This is a genomic window from Alteromonas naphthalenivorans (assembly GCF_000213655.1).
Lineage (GTDB): Bacteria > Pseudomonadota > Gammaproteobacteria > Enterobacterales > Alteromonadaceae > Alteromonas > Alteromonas naphthalenivorans.
The window spans coordinates 4361683-4379389 of sequence record NC_015554.1; the positions used below are offsets into that span (position 1 = coordinate 4361683).

Here is a 17707-nt window from a genome sequence, read left to right on the forward strand (position 1 = left end):
AATGCAATGCTTTGTTAGTGAAATGCTCGGCGTTTTAAATGCCGTTCCCAATTGCCGTTACTTTGTGCAGAGCATGCTTGCTCGCTGTCGTAGCACACTCTTTTAATGTGTACCTTCAATTCGGAGCATACGTTATCAAGTTCATGTTCGAATGCTTGGTTCCAGTTAGTTGAAAGTGCTCCGCTTTTTTGCTTTTCGGTTTTAAACACCGCAATAATTTCTGGTCTGCGCCAGTGACCTTCATGCGTAAGCCATTCAAAGCCAACCGACTCAGATTTTGCCCACTCACACACCGCAGTTAACGCTTCAATCAGTTTCTTTTCAGACATGGTAAATTACGCTTTCTTTCTTCATGTTCACCATTATACCTATTCCGCTCACCAGCGTCTTGAACAGTCGGCTTATTGCCTGTTTGCAAAGACCTATTTGATAACTTTCTATACACACGGCTATTCACACGTCTATTCACACAGCTATAAAATAGAAATAATGTATTAATTCGCTAGGTGTCATAAATATGATGAATGGCAAATATTCGACGATGTCACTGGTCATACAAGCAAGTCTGCCCTAAATTGACAGATATAAAGGGCAGATCAGATATGTACTCAAATGACCCTGTGATAGAGTCGAAGACATTCTACTGCTAGAACGCAGATTGCCCTTACGGTAACGAAGATTGCCTAACCCCTACATCGAAGGATATGTTTACTAATGTCAGATTTCAGACAACGTGCACTAGATTATCATGCCAAACCCACGCCAGGTAAAATCAGCGTAGAGCTTTCAAAGCCAGCCGATAGTGTGGATGATCTTGCTCTGGCTTACAGTCCAGGGGTAGCTGAGCCGGTACGAGAAATTGCTGAAGATCCTGATAATGCTTATAAATATACTGCCAAAGGCAACATGGTAGCGGTCATCAGTAATGGAACTGCTATTTTAGGTTTGGGTAATTTAGGGCCGTTAGCTTCTAAACCAGTTATGGAAGGTAAAGCACTGCTGTTTAAACGCTTTGCAGGGCTTGATGCTATCGATATTGAAGTAAAGCATCGTACAACAGAAGAATTTATTAATACCGTTGCCAATATTGCAGATACCTTTGGCGGTATTAACCTTGAAGATATTAAAGCCCCTGAATGCTTTGAAATAGAACAAGAATTGATTAAGCGCTGCAGCATTCCAGTATTCCATGACGATCAACATGGTACTGCTATTGTTACCGCCGCAGGCATGTTGAACGCCATTGAAATTCAGGGTAAAAATATTGAGAGCGCTAAAATAGTTTGTATGGGTGCAGGGGCGGCAGCCGTTGCCTGTATGGAATTACTGATTAAATGTGGTGCGCAACGTGAACGCATTTACATGCTAGACAGAAAAGGGGTTATTCACACTCGCCGTGAAGACCTTACCGAGCACAAGCGCTTGTTCGCTAATAACACTGATAAACGTACCTTAGAAGATGTGATGGAAGGTGCGGATATTTTTGTAGGTGTATCTGGGCCTGATGTATTACCGCCAGAAACGCTAGCATTAATGAGCCCTAACCCGATTGTTTTTGCATGCTCAAACCCCGATCCTGAAATTAAGCCTGAATTGGCTCATGAAGTTCGAAATGATTTAATTATGGCTACGGGGCGTTCTGATTATCCTAATCAGGTAAACAATGTGCTGTGTTTCCCGTTCATTTTCCGTGGTGCGCTGGATGTACGCGCAACGGCCATTAACGACGAAATGAAAGTGGCCGCGGTAGAAGCACTTCGTGCTATTACCAAAGAGCCCGTACCAGAATCTGTGTTAGCGGCTAGCAACAGCAAAAGCTTAACCTTTGGCAAAGAATACATTATTCCTAAACCAATGGACCCTCGCCTCTGTGAACGCATAGCCTCTGCAGTGTCAAAAGCGGCGATTGAATCTGGCGTTGCACGACTTCCAGAAGTGCCTAACCGCGCCGAATGAAGGCAATATAAGGCATATACTGGCGTGTAATTCAGTGTAAAGATTATAAAAAAACGGCAATTTTCATTGCCGTTTTTTTAATCTTCTTGTTCGTTCTCAATAGAAACGTCTATACCCATATCTTCCATTATGCGCCTTGCCTCAGCAGGTACACGATTAGGGTTATCTTTTCTCAAATCTTCGTCATCCGGTAACGGCTGACCTGTAAATGCATGAAGAAACGCTTCACATAACAATTCTGAATTCGTCGCATGACGTAAATTGTTTATCTGCCTACGCGTACGTTCATCGGTTAATGCTTTTAGCACATTAATAGGAATAGAAACGGTGACTTTCTTTACCTGTTCACTCTTTTTACCGTGCTCTGCGTAGGGATGAATATACTTACCGTTCCACTCTGCCATAATGCTAACTCTGTCTGATCTTATTTATGTTATGAAGAGAAATTCTAAACAAGTTGACGAAAAGGTCAATTGAGCAGTGTAAACCTCTTGACGTCTAGACGTAAATTCTTTAATTTAGACGTCTAAACGTCTATAAAAGAGTAATTTTACCATGGTTTCTTACGCACAAGGTGTCGATGCACTCAATCAGTCCCTTTCGGAACTGCGTGACATCGATGTGTCATTTGAGTTTTTTCCGCCTAAATCAGAGAAAATGGAACAAACCTTGTGGAAGTCAGTTGAGCGCTTAGCACCGCTAAAACCGAGCTATATGTCGGTAACTTATGGCGCGAATAGTGGTGAGCGTGACCGTACTCATGACGTGGTAAAACGCATTCAGCAGCAAACTGGCGTTGCAGCCGTGCCTCACCTTACTTGTGTTGATGCGAGCAGAGACGAGCTTAGACAGATTGCCCAAGACTACTGGGATTCTGGCATTCGTCGTATTGTTGCTCTTCGTGGTGATTTACCGCCAGGCGTGAAAGATACCGAAATGTACGCCTCTGATTTAGTGGCGCTACTAAAAGATGTAGCCGATTTCGATATCTCAGTGGCCGCTTACCCTGAAAAACACCCTGAAGCGCCTAATGCCCAATTCGACTTACTAAACCTTAAACGCAAAGCAGAAGCCGGTGCGAGCGAAGCAATTTCACAGTTTTTCTTTGACACCAGTGTATTTTTACGTTTTCGTGACCGAGCAGCAGCTGCAGGTATCGACCTAGACTTGGTGCCAGGCATACTGCCGGTAACCAATTATCAGACCTTGGTAAAGTTCGCCGGTTTCACCAACGTACATGTACCTGGGTTCTTACACAAAATGTTCGATGGACTTGACGATGACGATCAAGCTACTCGGAACCTCATTGGTGCTAACATCGCGATGGATCAGGTTAAGGTACTTGCCAAAGAAGGCGTGAAGCATTTTCATTTTTACACCCTTAACCGTAGTGAGTTGAGCTACGCTATTTGCCACATGCTAGGTGTGCGAGCAGGTTAATTTCGATTAAACCTTTGCTCCTATATGGCAGACCAGTATACCATTTGCCTATTATCAGGTATTTGAACGACTCGTTTGCCTTGCTGTCACTTTCCTTCGCTGTAAAAAGGTCAAGGTAAGCGGCGAATGGCCAAGGCGAGTAATAACTAGGAGTAAAGTGTGAATTGGGATCGGGTAAAAGCCATCTATCATAAGCTCGCACCACAAGTTGTCGATCTTTTCACTATCTTCATCAAGCGTTGCCGTGAAGACAATATTACCATTTCCGCAGGCCACCTAGCCTACGTTACGCTACTTTCTCTTGTTCCTTTCATCATGGTGACTTTCACCATCATGTCGGCGTTTCCTGCGTTTGCTTCCGTAAGAGGTAAATTAGAATACTTTATCTTTAATAATTTTGTACCTACCGCTAGCGATACAGTTCATGAGTATATGTCTGACTTTGTTGGCAACGCTTCAGAAATGGGCGCTATTGGTATTCTATCGCTACTTGTTGTGGCGCTAATGCTGATATCCAACGTTGATAAAACCCTTAACCGTATTTGGCGTACACAAAGCGATCGTCCTATCGTGTATACCTTTGCCATTTACTGGATGGTGATTACCTTAGGGCCCTTGCTTATCGGCTCTAGCGTGATAATTAGTTCTTATTTAGCAGGTCTAGCTGCTTTCGCCGAAGAATATACCCCTGGGTTAGGCACGTTTTTACTTACTCTTGTACCTAGCTTTGCTGCCATGCTGGCTTTCTTTATTTTGTACATGATAGTTCCGAACCGACGTGTTTTTGCCCGTCACGCTATTTCAGGTGCCATATTGGCGACGGTTGCGTTCGAATTAACGAAGTCTGGCTTTGCCCTTTATATTACTAATTTCCCCTCCTATGAGTTGATATACGGTGCGCTAGCCGTAGTACCTATCTTATTTTTGTGGGTCTATATCTCATGGATTTTAGTGCTATTAGGCGCTGAGTTTACGTGTAGCCTGGGCCAAGCGTTTGAAAATAGAAAAGCGGAAGCCGAGCCAAGGCAAATTCCAGAGGAATAAAAAAAGGCGTTGTAGGAAACGAAACTACAACGCCTTTTTAGTATCGTATTAGCTTGTTAATAGTAGAAACAAGCTAACGACTGATAAGCGACACACTTATTAGTTGGGCACTCATTAATTAGACATGGCAGCAATGAAGGCATCAGATTCAGCTATAGCTGAATTCATTTGCTCAATGAGTTGATCAACATCATTTTGAATAGTTGAAAGCTCACCTTGCAACGCGCCAATCGCGCTAGCGTTCAAGTTATGCTTTAAATATAAAACATTGTCTTGAAATGCACTTAATACAGGTGCCATTCTGCTTTCTGCTTTACGCATGGTTTTAATCAATGCGCTGTATCTGCGCTCTGTATCACGCAATTTCGCAGTACTTTCTCGTTTTAATGATGCATTTTGATACTTTTCTAACTCGTCTTCCCATTCATCAAATAACGCTTCAGCCACGCTTTCTACTTTATCGATACGATCAGTTACATCATTGGCAGCAGAAAGGCTGTTTTCATACTCGCTGTTAAGCTTGTTATAAACATCTTCTAACTCGCCACCTTCAAAAGCAACCACGGCACTAAAAGCTTCCAGCGCAGAGCTAAACTCTTCCTGTGCGTCTTCTTGCGACTCTTTTGCGTTTTCAACACGGTCTACAAGAATATCGCGCTTTTCAACGCCTACTTTCTCCCACGCTGCGTAATACGCAGACTGACAGCCAGTTAATACCAACATAGCAATAATAGCGGTTGCTATTAGCCTCATAACATCTCTCTCCCTCGATAGCGGGCCGCGCTAATAATACAAATAATGTGCAAAATAACGCCAAGTGGCCAAAATACAATTGCTAATACTACGGTTGCGGCAAGCGCATAGCTCACTCCAACCACAATAAAATAAAACAGTGCGCCAAGTATTCGCCCTTGTACTAAATGCCCTAACCCTGGAATAAAAAAGTTACAGATTGCAGCAATCACATTGCCGCCAGATCCTTGCCCTGACATATAAACTTCCTCGCAATTGTTATCAGAATATGATTATGTAGTATTTCATAAGAATAAACTAAACTAAAACAGGCACCCGCACAACGCGCGGAAATAAAATGAAACGACTTTACCCAGATGTTACCTGCTATCAAAATGGATTTATCGAGGTGGGATGTGGGCACTCTCTATATTACGAGCAGAGCGGCAACCCTGAAGGTATTCCAGTACTCTTTATTCATGGTGGTCCAGGTGCTGGTTTACCGCCAAATTATAAATGTTTCTTCGACAGTAACCGATACCGTATTATCGGTTTCGAGCAAAGGGGATGTGGTCGTTCAACACCATTAGCCAGCATCAAAGACAACGATACATGGCTAAATGTAGAAGATATTGAAATATTAAGGCGCCAGCTCAACGTATCGAGTTGGTTAGTGTTTGGGGGCTCATGGGGTTCAACCTTAGCGCTTCTTTATGCTTTTAGGTATGCTGATCATGTCAGCGGCCTTATTCTTCGCGGCGTATTTTTAGCACGCCAACAAGACCGAGACTGGTTTTTGTCGCCACAAGGGGGTGCCGCTCAGCTTTTTCCAGAATATTATCGCCAGTTCGTTAAAGGGATAGACGGTTCGCTAAGTACCGCTGCTATTTGTACGCATTATCTCAATACATTGAAAGCCGATAACGAGGTACAACGCCATGCGGCGTTGAAGCGCTGGTATCAATGGGAAGAGCGACTTTCTCGCGTATCTTTACCACCTGGCACTGGCGATTCCACCAGTCAATATCCCCTATCGCTTGTCACCAGCTTAGCCACTCTTGAATGCCATTTCTTAACCAACAAATGCTTTATTGATGAAGGCTATATACTTGATAATATAAATAAAATAAGTGATATTCCTGGCACTATCATTCATGGTCGATATGACATGATATGTAAAACTGAAGCGGCAGAATCATTACATAAGTCGTGGCCGGGAAGCCAACTTCAAATCATTCCTGATGCTGGCCATAGCACGTCTGAACCGGGCATTGCTTATGCGTTGTGCCGCGCAACCAGAGATATGGCAAGATTTTTAAAGGAGCAAAAGTAATGATTGGGTTGGTTCAACGAGTGTCTGAAGCTAGCGTGTCAGTGAACAATGAAATCATCGGTGAAATTGAACAAGGTATGCTAGTGCTGCTTGGCGTTGAAAAAGACGATGGCCCAGAACAAATCGAAAAGCTTGCTAACAAATTATGCCGCTACCGTATTTTTTCCGACAGCGATGGAAAAATGAACCTAAATGTTGAGCAAATCGGGGGGAAAGTATTAGTGGTGTCCCAATTCACTCTTGTGGCCGACACGCAAAAGGGTAATCGTCCTGGCTTTTCTAGAGGAGCAACACCTGAACATGGCAATGCTATTTATCTGCAATTTATAGAATCCCTTAGACAAAAGGGCATTGTGGTGGAAACTGGGCAATTCGGTGCTGAAATGAAAGTCGCTTTAGTAAATGACGGACCCGCCACATTCCAGTTTCAGGTATAATGAACATACTAGAATTAATCTTGTGCAGTTGAAAAGCGTAAGGTTAAATAGATTTTCATTCTTTCATACGAGGCCTCTCTATTGTGTATAAGGTTGTAACCCCTAAAAGCGATACTGAATTCGAAGCCTATTTTCATTTTCGCTGGGCTCACCTTCGCCAGCCATGGAACTTTCCTCCTGGTTCAGAGAAAGATGAATATGAACAAGTGGCAGAGCACCGCACCATAGTGAACGGTAAAGGCGACATTATTGCCTGTGGACGAGTACATTTAAATACCGCTGAAGAAGCACAAATTCGACATATTGCCGTACACCCTGATCATCTGCGTAAAGGGCTTGGGCAGATGATAATGGACGCTTTAGAGAACGTGGCGAAAGAATTGGGTGCTATACGCGCGGTGACCAACAGCCGAGAAGTTTCCATCGACTTTTTTAGCGCATGTGGGTTTGTGGTTGAACGTGAAGCGCCTAACGAATTAGGCATGCTAAGACGCCAGCAGATGGTGAAAAAGCTAACTGAAAATAACACCTTAGTGCTGCATCCCAAGTGGTGTAAATCATTACAGCAAACCTGGACTGATACCATTCCCATTACAGAACATATGGGCATTAAACTATATCAATACACAGGCAGAACATTAGAAACCCGCGCGTCACTTAATAAAAATATTAATGTTCATGGCACTATGTTTGCCGGCAGTATTTTTTCGTTAGCCACATTAACTGGTTGGGGAATGATTTACTTACAACTAAAAGAGCGCGGGCTAACAGGCGATATTGTATTGGGCGACGGCGATATTCACTATCATAAGCCCATTACTATGAAGCCTCGTGCAATCTGTAATATAGAAACCTTATCGGGCAAATTTAAGCCTTTAGAAAAAGGTGAGAAAGCACGATTTGCTTTGAACGTAGATATCTTGGATGGCGATAATGCCGTGGCAGAGTTTGAAGGGGTGTTTTGGGTGCTTCCAGAGCAAACCGAGGCCTAACGAGCAAAGGTATATTATTCGCTGTTTTTTACTTTCGTAAATGACACATACAAAAAAAGCGCCAGTAGGCGCTTTTTTCAATTATATTTGTTTAGCTTAGACGCTTGGGCGGCGCTTGCTTACGCAACCATGGCAGCTTGAAGCTTTTTCATCGCGTTCTTTTCAATTTGACGAACACGTTCAGCAGATACTTCGTACTTATCAGCAAGATCTTGAAGTGTAATTTTGCTGTCAGCCAACCAACGAGTCTCGATAATATCTTGGCTTCTGTCATCTAGCGTCTTAATGGCTGAGTACAAACGCTTGCTCGCATTAGTATCCCAATCGTTATTAATAACGTCCATCTCAACATCAGTTGATTTATCTTCAAGAAATTGAACCGGTGCAAAGTTGCCCGTTTCGTCCTCGTCAGCAGAAAGATCGAATGCTTGATCTTGGCTGCTCATTCGCGCTTCCATTTGAAGCACTTCTTTCGTACTCACACCCAGCTCGCTGGCTACCGTTTGCACTTCTTCGTGGGTAAACCAACCAAGACGTTTTTTCGCTTTGCGTAAGTTGAAGAACAATTTACGTTGCGCTTTTGTGGTAGCAACTTTAACAATACGCCAGTTCTTGAGTACGAACTCATGAATTTCAGCTTTGATCCAATGTACGGCAAAAGAAACCAAACGAACGCCCACTGTTGGGTCGAAACGCTTAACTGCCTTCATTAGACCAATATTACCTTCTTGGATAAGGTCAGCTTGTGGCAAACCATATCCTGAATAAGATTTTGCAATATGCACAACAAAGCGTAGATGAGACATAACCAGCTTGCGTGCTGCTTCTAAATCTTCATCTTCACGAAGACGCACCGCTAATGCGCGCTCTTCTTCTGCAGTTAGCATATCAATACGACTTACAGCTTGTACGTAGCCTTCAATGCTACCGCTGTGAGGAACTGATAGTGCTAGGGATTGCAATTTATTGCTCATTATTCACCTCATTCTTTGCAACTTGATATTAGCAAAGTAACATCAGCCGCGCGAGACTTAATTGCGATGAGAAACCAAACCAGTTATTGGTATGTAGTACCCATCTTCTAAAGATCAAGACCACAATTGCAAAAAACAGTTCAATTAGTGTCTATCTCTTTCCAAATTTCTCAAACATTGCAAAACGAATTTATCATTACGCTACAACGCTCAATAAATATCACCGGAAGCTTCAAAGAAACATAAGTGCGAACCCAGAGGAAACAGCTTATCGAAGCAGATATTCACGGTATATGCCCATTATACATTCAAAATGTATATAAAACATGCCATTCATCTTTCAAAAAGTTATATCAAACTTAAATTCGGTCGTATTTTTGTTATATATCAACAAAACTACTTTACCCGCTCTCGAATACGCAGACTATTACAATTTTTCGATTGCTAGCATCGCTTTTTTACTTACAATGAGATATAAAATTTATGCCTTAAAAGCGCTCGGCGCTATAATAAATAACAAAATAAAATAAATAACAAAATAATAATAAAAACTTTCATTTTTTTACCGACTTCAATCGCGTTTTTACGCGGCGAGAGCAAAGAGGCACTCGATGTTCGCATACGTAGCAAGACAACCCATATTCGACGTAAATAGGAACGTTTACGCTTACGAATTACTTTTCCGAATAGGGGAAGACAATTGCTTTCCAGATATTCCGCCCGATGAGGCGACCTCAAAAATTTTAACGTCTACGCATTTAAGCTTGGGTATTGAAGAAATCACAGGTGATAAAAAAGCATTCATTAATTTCCATCGCGATACCTTGATGTACCGATTCCCTACCTCGTTAGATGCAAGCAAAGTGGTTATTGAGATTGTTGAAACCGTTGAAGTAGATGATGCGCTTATTGCTGCGTGCAAGCACATTCGTGGGTTAGGTTACCCCATTGCACTTGATGATTACGATATGGAAGAGAAGTGGGACGCTTTTGTTCCGTTTACCAGTATTGTTAAAATTGATATTACTGAGATTGCCCACGAAACCATTCCTTCATTAGTTAAGCGCTTCAAATCGCATAACATTGAACTTGTTGCGGAAAAAATTGAAACCTACGAAGAGTTTCATAAGTTCAAAGAAATGGGCTTCGACTATTTTCAAGGTTACTTCTTAGCAAAACCAGAAATTGTACGTCATCGCAAATTAGGCCCAAGTGCCCTTACCATGATGGAGCTGCTCACATTAAGTAGCCAAACCAAACTAAATTTTGATGACGTAAATCGCATTATTGAGCGCGATCCTTCCCTAACCTATTTGCTATTACGCTTCATTAATAACCCGCTTATTAATAAACGAAATAAAATAACTTCCCTTAGGCATGCGCTAAACTTTATGGGCGAAGTTGAGGTTAAGAAGTTTATCGCCTTACTTGCATTAGCTAACTTAAATGACGGCCAGCCTCAAGAATTGATGCAAATGGCCCTTGTGCGGGCAAAATTTTGTGAGCTTGTGTTTATCTCTTTCAAAGAGAGAGAAAATCCACTTACCGGCTTTTTAACCGGTCTTTTGTCTATGCTTGATGCCATGATGGAACAACACATCGACGAATTGGTAAGCAAGGTACCCATTAGCGATAATGTAAAAGATGCGCTTTGTGGGGAGCCTGGTGTGTTGAAAGACTGTCTTACCTTAGCTAAGTATTTTGAAAGAGCGAACTGGTCTGGTATTAAAAAGTTTTCCGGCAAGTACAACATTCAGCAAACTTTGCTTCACGGTTATTATAATGAAGCGATGAAATGGGCACACCACGTACATGTTTCAGCGCAGGTAGAAAAATAACGCTGAGGAATATCCATCCATTAAATAAGTTACGAAATGTAATGTGTAAATTAACGCGATTTCCGTAAATGCATGTTATGGTAGTGTAAATTGCAATAATATTCGTTGATAATTGTTCAACGTGACAGTAGGGAACTCGTATGTTCGCGTTTATCGCTCGCCAACCGATTTTGGATAAAACAAAGGATGTATTTGCTTACGAACTTTTGTTTCGAGATGGCAAGGCTGGCGCGTACCCCGAGCACTCTCCTGAAAAATCCCAATATATTTCTGAGCACTTTCATCCCCTAGGGCTAGATGATATTAGCGGTGAAAAGACCTCGTTTATCAACTTTTCATCTGAAACCATCATTTCTCGCTTCCCTACCACACTGAACCCAGAGTCGGTTGTGGTTGAATTGGCAGATAACCCTTTTGCTCAAACGGGCTTGTTAGAAGCTTGCCAACACATTAAGCGCCTTGGGTTTCGTATTGCTATTGACGACCCTATGATGCTAAGCGCCAAGCATGAAATTCTGCCTCTTGTTGACATTGTAAAAGTAGATCTCTCGCAAATTCGTTTTGAAAATATAGAGAAGAATATTCCTCGATACCTTGATGCCAACGTTGAACTCATAGCTGAACAAGTAGATACGCAAGACCAATTTGCGACCAGCATGGATCTTGGGTTTGATTTCTTCCAAGGCTATTTCTTTGCCCAGCCAGAAGCACGCATACTTCGCCAATTGCCGGCTTCTAAAATGAACATCGTCGACCTTATCGGCGAGTGCTCAAACGATAATTTTGATATTGATAAAGTGAGCCAAATTGTTGAGCGTGATGCTGCACTAAGCTACCTATTGCTTAAGTTTATCAATAACCCACTGATTAATAAGCGCCATAAAATAACCTCACTTAAACACGCCCTTAATTATATGGGTGAAGTGGAGGTGAAGAAGTTTATCGCGCTACTCAGCCTCACCAACTTAGGTGATGATAAGCCGTTAGAGATTATTCATATGTCTTTGGTTAGGGCCAAGTTTTTCGATTTATTGTCGGCAAAGCGTGGCTTAAAAGCGAACCCGCCTATCGGCTTTTTAGTGGGGTTATTTTCATTGTTGGATGCGTTATTAGATCAGTCTATAGATGATGTGCTTAAACAACTCCCGCTATCAGAAGAAATAAATGACGCCATCTTAGGAAAGACAGCAGAATTCAACAGCTACATGGGCCTAGTACGCGCTTTTGAAGGAGCGCTGTGGATGAATGTGATTAAACAAGCAAAAGTACTGGATATCGATCAAAAGCAACTTCATATCCTTTACAATCAAGCCATTGTGTGGGGTAACGGTGTGAGAAGCGCTATTTCTACGCACTTCCCTCGCGCCCCTGTTCAAAGCTAAGCCTATCAAAGCTAAACAGTAAGATAACGCTTATTTGGGTTCTATTTGTCGTACATGACGCTGTACTGAAATAAGCGACCCAAGCAACCCTAATGTAATAGATAGCCCCAACATCGTTAATAACGCCGTTCCCGTTAGGCCCGTAATATTAAAGTCTTTTTGATACATAGCAGCAAAGGTTTGAATACTGCTATCCATCCACCATAGAATTATTATAACGGCAAACCAAGCCATAAGCCCACCTAGTAAGCCGTACCAAAAACCGGTATATAGAAATGGACGATGAATAAAGGCATCGGTTGCCCCTACTAGCTTCATCACTACTATTTCATCATGCTTATTAAGAATGTTCAGTCGAATAGTGTTACCTATTATCAGCACCACAGCGAAGAACAATAAAATGCCAATAAAGGTGACAAGGTCGCTGGCAATATCAATAACCGCATACAAGCGCTCCAACCATTCTATATCTAACTTACCTATATCAACCTCACGCTGCTGCTTTAGCTTATCGAGCAGTGTTTTAGCGGCATTCGGTGTGGCATGCTTATCAATGGGGGTCACTAACACAACATCGGGTAGCGGGTTACTTTGCAAATACGCAATAGCATCTCCTAACCCTGATAAATGCTGAAACTCTTTTAACGCATCATCTGCAGGTATAAACACCACAGAATCAATTTCTTCCCAAGTATTTAACCTAGCAACCAATTGCTGTGAACTGGCGGCTGATATATCGGGTTTCAAAAATAAAGAAATCTCTGAGGCTTGTTCCCACCCGGCGGTAATTTTCTCGGTATTTTTAACCATAATGTAAAGCGTGCTAGGAAGGGTAATACTTAAGCCCAACACACCAATAGTCATCAGTGAAGCCGCGGGCTGACGCCATAATTCGCCTAAGCTTGAAAGGGCTTGCCTTATATGGCTTACGAAGAACATCACAATAGATTGTACAAACCCTATTTTCCTAGACGACGCGCCTTGGCTTCTACCTTTAAATAGAATACTCATTGCCAGTTCCCATTTAAGTCATCAGTTAGCCCGTCGGTAATCATTTGGCCGTCTTTTAAAGTGAGTGTGCGATATTTCATTCGGGCAATTAGCCCTAAATCATGGGTAGCGATGAACACAGATACACCGGCTTGGTTGAAATCTTCAAACAAGCGAATAATTTCCATAGAAAGTTTCGGGTCAAGGTTTCCGGTAGGCTCGTCGGCAAGAAGTAAGGGAGGCTTGTTAACAACAGCGCGTGCTATACCAACCCGTTGTTGTTCGCCGCCTGATAACATAATGGGTAAGTTGCGGCTTTTATCTCGTAACCCTACCATTTCTAGTGCGGCATCGACACGCTTGCCAATTTCTTTGTGGGTGTACCCTTCTATCACAAGTGGAAGCGCCACATTGTCGAAAACCGACTTGTCCATCAACAATTGATGGCTCTGGAAAATCATGCCTATATCGCGACGAATGTAGGCAATATCTCTTCGGCTAATAGCATTGAGGTCATGACCGTTTATCAGTACACGACCTACTGTAGGGCGTTCCATAATACTGATAAGTTTAAGCAGCGTGCTTTTCCCTGCGCCAGAGTGGCCGGTAAGAAAAGCCATTTCTCCAGGGGCGATGTGAAAATCGACTTTACTCAACGCCCGTTGTCCACCGGGGTAGGTTTTGCTTACTTGCTCAAACTTTATCATGCATGTTCCCTACTACCCTATTCCCGTAATTAGCTATTAATGCTGTCTACTCGCCGCTATCAATTTCGCTAAATAGCGCATCAATAAATTCTTGACCGTCGAACTGGCGTAAGTCATCAATACCTTCACCAACCCCTATATATCTGATAGGTATACCAAATTTATCCGCAATTGAGAAGATAACACCACCTTTTGCGGTACCGTCTAGTTTGGTAAGGGTAATACCAGTTAAGCCAACCGCTTGATTGAATAACTTCGCTTGGCTAATAGCATTTTGCCCTGTACCCGCATCAAGGGTAAGCATGACTTCGTGAGGGGCATTAGGGTTCAGCTTTTTCATTACGCGAACCACTTTCTTAAGCTCTTCCATCAAGTTGTCTTTGTTCTGCAAGCGACCTGCGGTATCGGCGATAAGAATATCTGTTTTGCGGGATTTTGCAGCTTCTAGCGCATCGTAAAGTACTGACGCACTATCTGCGCCCGTATGCTGTGCAATAACTGGAATACTGTTTCGCTCACCCCATACCTGCAATTGCTCTACAGCAGCAGCCCTAAAGGTATCACCCGCTGCCAGCATTACTTTTTTGCCCTGCTGCTGGAACTGCTTAGCTAATTTACCGATGGTGGTAGTTTTACCTACCCCATTTACACCAACCATGAGAATAACGAAGGGGCCTTCATCGCTATTGTGGGCGTTAATGGCATCGCTCAGCGGTTCGTTAACCTTCGAGAGCATGCCCGCCATTTGCTGTTTCAGGATATCAAGCAAGGCTTCTGCGTCTTTAAGATCTTTACGGCTTGCACTATCCGTTAAGTGGGTAATGATTTTTTGCGTGGTATCCATTCCCACATCAGCAACCAATAATTGGGTTTCTAAATCTTCGTATAATTCATCATCAATTGCCTTGCCTTTGAAAAGGCTAACTAGGCCGCTACCTAAGTTTGCTTTAGTGCGAGACAAGCTTTCTTTAAGGCGCGAGAATAGTGATTTTTTCTCTTTTGGAGCTGGTGCTGCCTCAACTACAGGTGCAGTTTCCACAACGGGCTCGTTAGCAATGTCGGCTGCTTCTGCTTCTGCTTCTGCTTCTGCTTCTGCTTCTGCTTCTGCTTCTGCTTCTGCTTCTGCTTCTGCTTCTGCTTCTGCTTCTGCTTCTAAAACGCTAGCTGTTTGAATTGGAAATTCAACAGCAGGCGCTTCACTTTCTTGCTTTGATTCAAGTTCTTGAAATGGCGTTTCAAGCGATTTCTCGGCATTTTCACCATCATTTACTGACGCTGGCGAACTAGCTTCATCGGCTATTTCAACTGCATCTAACTTGTCAGGAACCACGCCCACTGGCGCAGCGTCTTCTTTCTCGACAGGTACTGACACCGGCTCATTTGCTACTGGTGCTGCGCTTTCAGCTAAATCGCTCTGGGCAGGGTCTATTGAAGCGCTATTGGCATCTTCCGATAGGTCACTACCGGCAGTGTCTTTGACCACTGGCGCGGCAGTGCTAGGTGGCTGCTCGGCGTCTGAAGTTTGTGATTCATCAGGTAAAACTGCGTTTTGATCAACTGACTTTTGATCTTGGTTTTCCTGTGCTTTTTGCTTATTTGCTTTTTTGTTCTTACCGAACCAGCCAAAAAGTTTCGACATTGTTAAGACAAATCCTTATAAATACTGGGCAATTTCGGCTACACTTGCCGAATATTGAATAACCCCATGATACCATTGTCAGCGACTATGAAGCGAGTTTCTCGCCCACTCAGGGCATCTTCAACTGCAAAAAAATCCTATTCTACCCACGCAAAAGCGAAAGGCGGACATATTCGCATTATCAGCGGTCAATGGCGGGGAAGAAAGCTACCGGTTCTCGACGCAGAAGGTTTACGCCCCACCACCGACCGAAATAAAGAAACCTTATTCAATTGGCTTATGCCTTATTTGAATGAAGCAAAGTGCTTAGATGTATTTGCAGGCTCGGGGGGCTTGGGATTAGAAGCGCTGTCACGCTATGCCCTTTCTTGTGATTTTATTGAATTAGATAAATCGGCAAGTGCACAGTTAAAAAAGAATTTGGCGTTATTGACGGCTAATAATGCACAAACTGCTAGCGTCCATCAGGGCGATGCCTTAGCAATACTCCCTACCTTTTCAGGTAAAAGCTTCGATATAATGTTTGTCGATCCGCCTTTTCACAAAGGGTTGGTAGCACCAACGTTATCGGCTATTGCCACTAATAACTTATTGTCAAACGACGGTGTGTTATACGTAGAGCACGAAGCGAACCTCGCGCCTATTTCCCTGCCGGACCACTGGCAAATTATAAAAGAAAAGCGCACATCGGCGCTTTGCTATTATTTGATAAAGGCTGTGTGATAAAACTGCATTGTCTCACGATAAACGCGTTAAGCCCTTACTACGAGAACATTAAGCCAAATCGAGACCGATATTCGAAATACCTTCTTCTAACGCAATCGCTTTTAGCGCATCAGCCGTGCTAGCAGGAGACTTCCCTGCTTCAACACAGTCAAGCAATGCTTCTTGCACTTCTACTTCAAACACCATAAGTGGGTGCTCTTTTACGGTTTCATCATCGGCTTCGCCGCTTTCTAACAAGTAAGCTTCTACGCTACCTTGAGAAAGCTTACTAACAACTACCGCACCTTGTGGGTCGTCGCCGGCAATAAGATTAAGCACAGCGGCCAACCCAATTGCGGCATCAATCGCGGGATACACGCCATAGGTATCAAAATCGCTAGTATCGGGCGTCGCCACTTCCACTTTTTCAAGTTGTACTGCAAGATTGAACTTACTTTTAGGTGCTTTAACCGACTCCCATACAAGATTGAGACAATTACGAATACCTTCTTTATCACCAAATTCGGTAACGTCACAGAACAGCTCGTAATTAGGGATCATTCGTTCAAGCAAGGCTGCGCTAAACGCAACTGCTTTGTATCCTTCAAGCATGCGCACACGCCCAAATGTATTAAGTTTTTGCTTTGCCATTAATTAGCTCCGGTGGCATGCATAAAGTATTGAGTAGCACCATCAAGAAGCATTTGAATGGCTATCATGACGAGGATCATCCCCATTAATCGTTCCATAGCAATAAGACCACGTTCGCCTAATAGCTTATGAAACACATTTGAAAACATCAAAATTACTGCACTTATTAACCATGCGGCGCCAAGCGCAAGTGCCCAGTCAGACATACGATCTGGGTTTTGGTTTGCCAGAAGAATGAGAGCCGCTAATGTTGAGGGCCCTGCAATCATTGGAATAGCCAGCGGCACCAAGAACGGCTCTTCGCCAACGGCGAGCCCGCTAGGGTTACCCGCTGACGGAAAAATCATTTTAAGCGCAATCAAAAATAAGATAATACCACCAGCAATGCTAACCGTTTCTTGTTCAACATTGAGGAAATTTAATACCGACTGGCCACTAAATAGGAATAAAAATAAAATTCCTAAAGCAAACAGTAACTCTCTGATAAGAATCATTTGCCGTCTTCGGGGCTCTATTGACTTTAAAACCGACATGAACACAGGCAAATTGCCAAGAGGATCCATGATCAAGAATAACATGACGGCTGCTGACCAAGTATCCATTTTTTCTTATTCTCCAATAACTTGCTGGGTATCACCGACTGCAAGAATACTTTTTATATCTATCATTTTCTGCATTGTACAAAAAAGCATTCGTAATTTGTCAATTTTAGGCTTAAATATTAACTATAACGCTTTGAAAACGTTACGGACAAAAATACATCTAGTGCAAAGCTTTAAAATTGAGCTATTCTCATAATTCTGTATTGAGTCATTTTATTATTACTATGTACATCAATAATTGAGCGCACCGAGGTATCGCAGCGGTAGCGGCGCTTACAACGAGAG

At 42.8% G+C, this 17707-nt stretch carries 19 protein-coding genes; 9 read left to right on the top strand and 10 right to left on the bottom strand.

The window, feature by feature from the left end; genetic code table 11:
• Nucleotides 1–14: 14 nt before the first annotated feature.
• On the bottom strand, nt 15–329 hold the full coding sequence (locus AMBT_RS19005; protein WP_013786276.1) for a hypothetical protein: 315 nt from the start codon (nt 327–329) through the stop codon (nt 15–17).
• A 385-nt stretch (nt 330–714) separates the two neighbouring features.
• Here AMBT_RS19005 and AMBT_RS19010 point away from each other — a divergent pair, with 385 nt between their 5' ends.
• Entirely contained in the window at nt 715–1956 is a 1242-nt protein-coding gene (locus AMBT_RS19010) for a malic enzyme-like NAD(P)-binding protein (RefSeq protein ID WP_013786277.1), read from the top strand.
• Between the two features lie 77 nt (nt 1957–2033).
• Here AMBT_RS19010 and metJ read toward each other — a convergent pair whose 3' ends face one another.
• Nucleotides 2034–2360, bottom strand: a complete 327-nt coding sequence (metJ, locus tag AMBT_RS19015) for a met regulon transcriptional regulator MetJ (RefSeq protein WP_013786278.1) — start codon at nt 2358–2360, stop codon at nt 2034–2036.
• Between the two features lie 151 nt (nt 2361–2511).
• Between metJ and metF the strand changes: the two genes are divergently transcribed.
• Both metF and AMBT_RS19025 read left to right on the top strand, forming a co-directional pair.
• Nucleotides 2512–3396 (top strand): methylenetetrahydrofolate reductase, encoded by an 885-nt coding sequence (gene metF / locus AMBT_RS19020; RefSeq protein WP_013786279.1) that lies wholly within the window; start codon nt 2512–2514, stop codon nt 3394–3396.
• Nucleotides 3397–3555: 159 nt separating this feature from the next.
• A complete protein-coding gene (locus AMBT_RS19025) occupies nt 3556–4440 on the top strand; it encodes a virulence factor BrkB family protein (protein WP_013786280.1) in 885 nt (294 codons plus the stop codon).
• Nucleotides 4441–4554: 114 nt separating this feature from the next.
• Here AMBT_RS19025 and AMBT_RS19030 read toward each other — a convergent pair whose 3' ends face one another.
• Together AMBT_RS19030 and AMBT_RS19035 are read right to left on the bottom strand one after the other, a co-directional pair.
• A complete protein-coding gene (locus AMBT_RS19030; protein WP_013786281.1) occupies nt 4555–5193 on the bottom strand; it encodes a DUF2959 domain-containing protein in 639 nt (212 codons plus the stop codon).
• The gene (locus AMBT_RS19035) at nt 5190–5432 is read right to left on the bottom strand and encodes a hypothetical protein (protein WP_013786282.1); all 243 of its coding nucleotides are present in this window, start codon (nt 5430–5432) and stop codon (nt 5190–5192) included. Before AMBT_RS19035 ends, AMBT_RS19030 begins: the two co-directional genes overlap by 4 nt.
• Before the next feature lie 98 nt (nt 5433–5530).
• On the opposite strand from AMBT_RS19035, the gene pip reads away from it, so the two are divergent.
• The 3 genes from pip (at nt 5531) to AMBT_RS19050 (ending at nt 7934) form a co-directional block, all read left to right on the top strand.
• Nucleotides 5531–6505: a prolyl aminopeptidase gene (gene pip / locus AMBT_RS19040; protein WP_013786283.1), complete on the top strand. Its 975-nt coding sequence runs from the start codon at nt 5531–5533 to the stop codon at nt 6503–6505.
• Nucleotides 6505–6942, top strand: a complete 438-nt coding sequence (dtd, locus tag AMBT_RS19045) for a D-aminoacyl-tRNA deacylase (RefSeq protein WP_013786284.1) — start codon at nt 6505–6507, stop codon at nt 6940–6942. Before pip ends, dtd begins: the two co-directional genes overlap by 1 nt.
• Nucleotides 6943–7025: 83 nt before the next feature.
• The gene (locus tag AMBT_RS19050; RefSeq protein WP_013786285.1) at nt 7026–7934 is read left to right on the top strand and encodes a bifunctional GNAT family N-acetyltransferase/hotdog fold thioesterase; all 909 of its coding nucleotides are present in this window, start codon (nt 7026–7028) and stop codon (nt 7932–7934) included.
• Between the two features lie 119 nt (nt 7935–8053).
• On the opposite strand, the gene rpoH is transcribed toward AMBT_RS19050, so the two are convergent.
• Nucleotides 8054–8908: an RNA polymerase sigma factor RpoH gene (gene rpoH, locus AMBT_RS19055; RefSeq protein ID WP_013786286.1), complete on the bottom strand. Its 855-nt coding sequence runs from the start codon at nt 8906–8908 to the stop codon at nt 8054–8056.
• Between the two features lie 611 nt (nt 8909–9519).
• Here rpoH and AMBT_RS19060 point away from each other — a divergent pair.
• Nucleotides 9520–10746 (top strand): EAL and HDOD domain-containing protein, encoded by a 1227-nt coding sequence (locus AMBT_RS19060; RefSeq protein ID WP_013786287.1) that lies wholly within the window; start codon nt 9520–9522, stop codon nt 10744–10746.
• A 140-nt stretch (nt 10747–10886) separates the two neighbouring features.
• A complete protein-coding gene (locus tag AMBT_RS19065) occupies nt 10887–12128 on the top strand; it encodes an EAL and HDOD domain-containing protein (protein ID WP_013786288.1) in 1242 nt (413 codons plus the stop codon).
• A gap of 30 nt (nt 12129–12158) precedes the next feature.
• On the opposite strand, the gene ftsX is transcribed toward AMBT_RS19065, so the two are convergent.
• From ftsX to ftsY, 3 genes are read right to left on the bottom strand one after another with little or no spacing between them, the layout of a single operon-like run.
• Complete coding sequence (gene ftsX, locus AMBT_RS19070) at nt 12159–13139, bottom strand: permease-like cell division protein FtsX (RefSeq protein ID WP_013786289.1); 981 nt, start codon at nt 13137–13139, stop codon at nt 12159–12161.
• Nucleotides 13136–13825: a cell division ATP-binding protein FtsE gene (gene ftsE, locus AMBT_RS19075; protein ID WP_013786290.1), complete on the bottom strand. Its 690-nt coding sequence runs from the start codon at nt 13823–13825 to the stop codon at nt 13136–13138. The genes ftsX and ftsE overlap by 4 nt, the downstream gene beginning before the upstream one ends.
• Before the next feature lie 46 nt (nt 13826–13871).
• The gene (gene ftsY, locus AMBT_RS19080; protein ID WP_013786291.1) at nt 13872–15464 is read right to left on the bottom strand and encodes a signal recognition particle-docking protein FtsY; all 1593 of its coding nucleotides are present in this window, start codon (nt 15462–15464) and stop codon (nt 13872–13874) included.
• A gap of 66 nt (nt 15465–15530) precedes the next feature.
• Here ftsY and rsmD point away from each other — a divergent pair, with 66 nt between their 5' ends.
• The gene (rsmD, locus tag AMBT_RS19085) at nt 15531–16187 is read left to right on the top strand and encodes a 16S rRNA (guanine(966)-N(2))-methyltransferase RsmD (RefSeq protein ID WP_013786292.1); all 657 of its coding nucleotides are present in this window, start codon (nt 15531–15533) and stop codon (nt 16185–16187) included.
• Nucleotides 16188–16238: 51 nt separating this feature from the next.
• On the opposite strand, the gene AMBT_RS19090 is transcribed toward rsmD, so the two are convergent.
• Nucleotides 16239–16820: a YjaG family protein gene (locus AMBT_RS19090; protein ID WP_013786293.1), complete on the bottom strand. Its 582-nt coding sequence runs from the start codon at nt 16818–16820 to the stop codon at nt 16239–16241.
• The gene (locus tag AMBT_RS19095) at nt 16820–17422 is read right to left on the bottom strand and encodes a YhgN family NAAT transporter (RefSeq protein ID WP_013786294.1); all 603 of its coding nucleotides are present in this window, start codon (nt 17420–17422) and stop codon (nt 16820–16822) included. The genes AMBT_RS19090 and AMBT_RS19095 overlap by 1 nt, the downstream gene beginning before the upstream one ends.
• Nucleotides 17423–17707 lie beyond the last annotated feature (285 nt).